Below are 6,144 nucleotides of genomic sequence, written 5' to 3'. Positions count from 1 at the left end.
CGAAATCCCGATAAACAGATCGCCCGGGCGGGCAAATGCTTCTACCTGGCGCGAAAATACCCTATCATAGTGGTAATCGTTTGCAATAGCCGTAATTGCCGAAGTATCAACGGTTAACGCAATACCCGGAAAAGCCTTTCTTTCTTTCACAAACCTGCCGGTCAATTCGGCCGCAAGATGTTGTGCATCTGCAGCGCTGCCGCCGTTACCGGCAAACAATACCTTATTGCCATTTTTTAGGGTAGTGGTCATCATTTCGCAGGCAGTTTCAATATCGCCAGTAAGTGTGTCAATTAACAGTTGTACAGTATTCTGATGATCTTTAAGTTGGTCTAAAACCATTTTATAGTTTTAATTTTTTTATAATGTGTGTTGGGCGCAATAATCCTTTATCTCTTTGTCCTTACTCCGCAAATCAGCCTTTCTCCATGTCTTTAACTATTTCGTCAATAGTAGTGGTGGCGCTGCCTACTTGCCTTATAACTATAGCAGCAGCATGGTTGGCCAGTTCGCAGGCTTCTTCAACTGTTAGCCCGGCTGCTATAAAATAAGCCATGGTTGCCAGTACTGTATCGCCGGCACCGGTTACATCAAATACCTCGGTGGCTTTTACCGGTAATAGTTTGTGTGTTAACTCGCTTAGTATCACCATGCCTTCCTCTGATAGGGTAACTACTATATATTCTGTACCGGTTTGTTCAAATATAACCTTCGCGGCCTGTTGTAAGCTTTCGAGCGAATTAATCTTTTCGGTTTTAGCTGCTTCGGCCAGTTCCTTGCGGTTGGGTTTAATGATGAAGGCACCTTTATATTTTTCGTAATTTAAACCTTTTGGATCTATTACTACTTTTTTGCCGTGTTTATTGGCTTCAATTATAATCTTTTGAGTTAAGGATGGCGAAAATAAACCTTTATTATAATCGGACAACACCACCATATCTGCCTGCGCAATATAGGTGGCTAATTTACCAATCAGTTCATCTTCAATAGCTAAAGACACTGCATCGGTAACCTCTCTATCCACTCTTACCAACTGGTGACTCCCAGCCAAAACCCTGGTTTTAACGGTAGTAGGACGACTACCATCTTTAATAATGGTATGCGTTTCTACACCTTCTTCAGTTAATATATCTATAACCTGCGATGCTGAAGTGTCGTCGCCAATAACACCGGCCACTGTTACCTTTGCACCCAGTGATACCAGGTTTTGTACTACGTTACCCGCACCGCCAAGGGTATACGTTTCTTTTTTTACATTTACAATAGGCACTGGTGCCTCGGGCGATAGGCGGGTGGCACCGCCAATAATATAATGGTCTATCATTAAATCACCTATTACCAATATAGTAGGTTTAGTATCTGATGATTGTATTGAACGTATTTTATCTATCATTCTTGTTTAGTCATTAGGCTATTGATCATTAAGTGATGGGATTTTCATCCCTTTTCTTTCAATCCTTAGTCCTTTATCTTAGTCATTAGTCCTTTGTCCGAAAGTCCTTCGTCCTTTCTATTTTACTGCCAACTTTTTCTTTTCAAATACTTTGGTAATTTCTGGTAGTGATAACGCATTTAAACACATTTCCTTATATAAGCCACCTTTACGGGCGGCTAAAACGCCATAATGCATATCCAGGTGGCCTTCCAAACGGTGGGCATCGGCGTTTATAGACAGCCAAACACCTTTTTCCAACGCATATTGGTGCCAGCGCCAGTCAAGATCAAGTCTTAACGGGTTGGCGTTTATTTCAATCACTACATTATTTGCTGCGCATGCATCTATTACTTTTTTATGGTTAATAGGGTAGCCGCCGCGACTTAGCAACAACCGCCCGGTTGGATGGCCCAGTATAGTAGTATACGGATTTTCGATAGCGGCAATCAACCTCGATGTAGCTTTATCTTCACTCATTTTAAGAATAGAGTGAACCGATGCCACTATAAAATCAAACTTTTGCAATATCTCATCAGGGTAATCCAGCGAGCCATCATATAATATATCCGATTCGATACCTTTAAAAATATGAAAGCCATTAAGTTTTTTGTTCAGGTGGTCAATTTCTTCCTGCTGTTGTAATACCCTTTCAATACTTAAGCCTTTGGCATAAAAAGCGCTTTTGCTATGGTCGCACATGCCCAGGTATTCCAGTTTCAGGTTGTCCCTGCAGTAAAGGGCCATTTCTTCAACTGTGTTTACACCATCACTCCACGTACTGTGGTTATGTAAACTGCCCTTTAAATCATGTGTAATGATAAGTGTTGGCAACTCATTTTTTTCAGCTTTTTCAAAAAAGGTTGTACCCTCCCGCAATTCGGGCTGTATCCAGGCTAAGCCCGCTTTGGTGTATATCAATTCCTCGGTTTCGGGCTGGTCAAGCGGACTATTAACGCGATCAAGAACAGCCTGTACATGGTCGTCTGTACCAGTATTCATAAACAATTCCAGGTAATAGTCGCCCTTCTCCACGCAAACTATATCAACCAGCAAACCGTTTTTCAACTCGCCCGAAATATGATTTTCATTCTGCGTTACATTTTGCAATATCTCCGATTCTAAAAAAGTGTTATAAGCAATTCCCTGGTCAATACTGCCTATGACAATCACGATCTCGGTAATAATATCATTCAATCTGCGAAACTCACCTGCAAAATGCTTCAGTGCACCAGGAAATACAGCTTTAACCATATCCATCAGGTCATTGGCTTCTTTCTCCACCTGCGCAAACAGGAACTTGCCGTTGCTGGCCATCCTGAATTCGATTGCTTTGCGAATCTCTTCCTGCGTTTTCAATCCAAAACCTTTGGCCTCTATCAGTCGGTTTTCGTTACAGGCATAAAAAAGTTCACCGGTGTTCTCAATTCCCAGTTCCTTCCAAATGATTGCCACTTTTTTGGGGCCAATGCCTTTAATGTGCATCATTTCCACCACACCTTCGGGGGTTTTGGCCAGTAATTCGTCCATCTCGGCCATGGTGCCGGTTTCAAAAAGTTCAATAATCTTACCTGCTATGCTTTTGCCAATACCATCTACTTTTTCCAGTTGCTCTAACGTTTTACCGGCGATAGAGAAAGGCAGTTTATCAACTTTAAAGGCAGCATTAGCTATCGACTTAATTTTAAAGGGATTAACCTCATGCAGTTCCATGAGTTGCGATAGTAAACGAAGCGTGCGGGCTATGGGTTTGTTTTCCATTGTGAAATTGAAGCTGTAAAAGTACAAAAAGCCATTGTAAAGACAGTGTAGCAGGAGTGTTTGTTTTGAGCGCGGGGTGTTTTTTAAGGATTACGGAACCAAGGTGTAAAAGAAGGATTAATGCATAAAGAAATTGCCTAATTTTATATAAAAAATATCATGCCCGATTATAACCAAATCCTTTACGCCATCGAAGTTCATGCTGTTGAAGGGATCCAAAAATATTTTGGCGATGGTGGCAATCCCAACGAAGTTCATGATGGTATGCCACTATTTACAACCATGGTGGAGATGTATTATCGCAGCCCTAAGTTTAAAGATTGCATAAGGGCTTTTATTGATGCCGGGCTGGAGTTCGAGGATAAGGCGCTGCTGGCTGTGTTGGCCCACGATGCAGAAAGTTTGAAAGCTTGCATTGGCGATGACCCTGCAGTTGTTTTTAAAGCGTACTCTTTATATAATAATGCCTATACTTCGTTCGCCGGTGGAACTCTCATGCATTTTTGCGCAGAGTACAACAGCCTTGAATGCGCCGAACTGCTATTACAAAACGGTGCAGATATAAACGCGAAAGCCGCCATTGACGAATATGGTTTTGGCGGACATACGCCAATCTTTCATACAGTAAATCAAAATGGAAACAGCTCCATCGATATGCTTCACTTTCTGTTACAAAACGGGGCAGAGTTATTAATTACGGTTAAAGGCCTCATCTGGGGTAAAGGTTACGAATGGGAAACACTTATGCCTGCCATTAATCCTATAAGTTATGCCATGATGGGCTCATTACCCCAGGTGCACCGGAAAGAAAAAACGGTAATGGAAGTTGTTACTTTATTAATAAAGCATGCTTTTGGGATTGATTATACGCCTAAGAATGTGCCCAATGCTTATTTGAGAAGGTGAGCTATTTGATAAAATAAAAAAAGCCATCCATCCGGACAGCTCTTTCTTTCAAAATATAAAATAAAACTTACTTGATCACAATATCATAAGGCAACCTTGCCTGCGGGGTGCGCATCATTTGCGTAATGCCCTTTATTTGCTGATAAACACGATAGTTATCGCCCAATTCTGACTGCATCATTTTGGTTTTCATTTGACTTGTTACGTCGCCATCCAGTTGTTTGAAAAAGCTTTTTTGCTCGGGGTAGCTTACCAGCTTGTAGTTTTTAAGTTTGGCCTTTTTAGCTGCCGATGCAATGGCATCGCGGATATTACCCAGGCGGTCAACCAAACCAAGTTTTACGGCCTGGGTACCAGTCCACACGCGGCCCTGGCCAATGCTGTTAATGTAAGCCTGTGTTTTACCACGGCCGGCGGCTACTGCTTTGGTAAAATCGTCATAACCGTGATTTACACTGTTTTGCAAAATGGCTCTTTCTTCGGCGCTCAGCGGACGGCTGATATCGCCCAGATCGGCGTATTTACCGGTTTTTACACCATCAAAAGTAACACCCAGTTTATCATTAAATAGCTTTTGCATGTTGGGTAATATGGCAAAAATACCTATCGACCCGGTTATGGTGTTCGGTTCGGCAATAATTGAATCCGCGGCGCAGCTAATATAATAACCGCCCGATGCGGCATAATCGCCCATAGAAACAATAATAGGTTTTACCTTTTTTGTCATTGCCACTTCACGCCAGATCACATCAGATGCCAACGAACTGCCACCTGGTGAATTTACTCGGAGTACAACAGCTTTTACCTTATTATCTAACCGTACTTTGCGGATTGCTTTCGAGATTCTTTCAGATCCTATGCTGTTATCGTCGCCTTCGCCACCTGATATTTCACCATTAGCGTAAACAATGGCAATACGGTTGTTTGATGAAGCATCATCATCTCCCTTGTCATCACTCTTGCTTTTGGTGTATTCATCAAGATCAACACTGGCAAGATTGCTTTTTGAACCAGTACCTGTACGGTGTTTCAACTCATCCAATAGCTCATCCTTGTATTTCAAGCCGTCAATCAGCTTTAATTTTAAAGCATCCTCAGGAAACTGAATGCGGCCGTTGTTTGCATAATTAAATAACGAATCTTTATTAATTCCCCTGCTTTTGCTGATGCCGGTTAAAAAATGATCATATAACGAACCTAAATAGGAGGTAACCTGTAAGCGGTTAGGGTCGCTCATTTTGGTAAGGACTAAAGGTTCAACTGCACTTTTGTATGTTCCAACCTTAATAACCTGCACATCAATGCCCAGTTTATCAAATGCCCCTTTTAAAAAGGTTACTTGTTGGCTAAAGCCGGTAAATTCAAAAAAACCTTTAGGGTTCATGTAAACCTTATCGGCTACGGATGCCAGGTAATAAAATCCCTGGGTATAAATTTCGGAGTAGGCTACAACGAACTTCCCTGATTTTTTAAAGTTGATTAAGGCATTGCGAATCTCTTCGGTAGTAGCCTGGCCCGATGTCATATAGCTTTCATCAAGAAAAATGCCTTTGATGTTTTTGTCGGTTTTTGCTTTTTTTATGTTCGCCAAAATATCATTCAGACCGATTGATTTTTCGCTGTTCAACCCTAAAAAGCTTAGTCCGGCCAGGGGATTATTGGGTGTACGCTCTGTAATAGCAGTAGTAAAAGCCATGTGTAGTACCGAATTTGATTCAACATCCACCGTTTTTTCACTTCCTGCGGCTACCACCAAACCTACAACTACAAAAGCCAGAATCACTGTTACTAAAAATACCCCGAACATGGTGGCCAGAACGAATTTGAAGAATTGTTTCATTAATGTTATAAATCTTTTTAACTATGCAAACTTAGTAATTCAATACCGTATAATGTTAAGAGCCTGTTCTATAATATTTGTTACAACATGATTGATGTTTTTTTACTTTTGGGCAGCAACCTTGGCGACAGAAAACTGTTTCTGCAACAGGCTATTGAGCATATCGAAGCAGAAGTTGCACCCATTTTGCAGGCATCTGCTGTAT

At 41.5% G+C, this 6,144-nt stretch carries 5 protein-coding genes; 1 reads left to right on the top strand and 4 read right to left on the bottom strand.

Annotated elements, in window-relative coordinates; genetic code table 11:
- The 3 genes from AC1DPZ_RS20075 to AC1DPZ_RS20065 all read right to left on the bottom strand — a co-directional run.
- The coding region (locus AC1DPZ_RS20075; protein ID WP_477406716.1) for an SIS domain-containing protein at window positions 1–342 on the bottom strand (342 nt) is incomplete at its 3' end.
- Between the two features lie 73 nt (window positions 343–415).
- On the bottom strand, window positions 416–1,393 hold the full coding sequence (gene rfaE1 / locus AC1DPZ_RS20070; RefSeq protein WP_477406714.1) for a D-glycero-beta-D-manno-heptose-7-phosphate kinase: 978 nt from the start codon (window positions 1,391–1,393) through the stop codon (window positions 416–418).
- Window positions 1,394–1,510: 117 nt separating this feature from the next.
- Window positions 1,511–3,193, bottom strand: coding sequence for a helix-hairpin-helix domain-containing protein (locus tag AC1DPZ_RS20065; protein ID WP_477406712.1), 1,683 nt, complete (start codon window positions 3,191–3,193; stop codon window positions 1,511–1,513).
- 159 nt (window positions 3,194–3,352) lie between these two features.
- Between AC1DPZ_RS20065 and AC1DPZ_RS20060 the strand changes: the two genes are divergently transcribed.
- A complete protein-coding gene (locus AC1DPZ_RS20060) occupies window positions 3,353–4,099 on the top strand; it encodes an ankyrin repeat domain-containing protein (RefSeq protein ID WP_477406710.1) in 747 nt (248 codons plus the stop codon).
- A gap of 67 nt (window positions 4,100–4,166) precedes the next feature.
- On the opposite strand, the gene sppA is transcribed toward AC1DPZ_RS20060, so the two are convergent.
- Entirely contained in the window at window positions 4,167–5,939 is a 1,773-nt protein-coding gene (gene sppA, locus AC1DPZ_RS20055; protein ID WP_477406708.1) for a signal peptide peptidase SppA, read from the bottom strand.
- Window positions 5,940–6,144: the final 205 nt, after the last annotated feature.

It is taken from the genome of Mucilaginibacter sp. P4_G9, from assembly GCF_056400985.1.
Note: the sequence above shows the minus strand (reverse complement) of the source record. Positions and strands in the feature narration are given on the sequence as shown.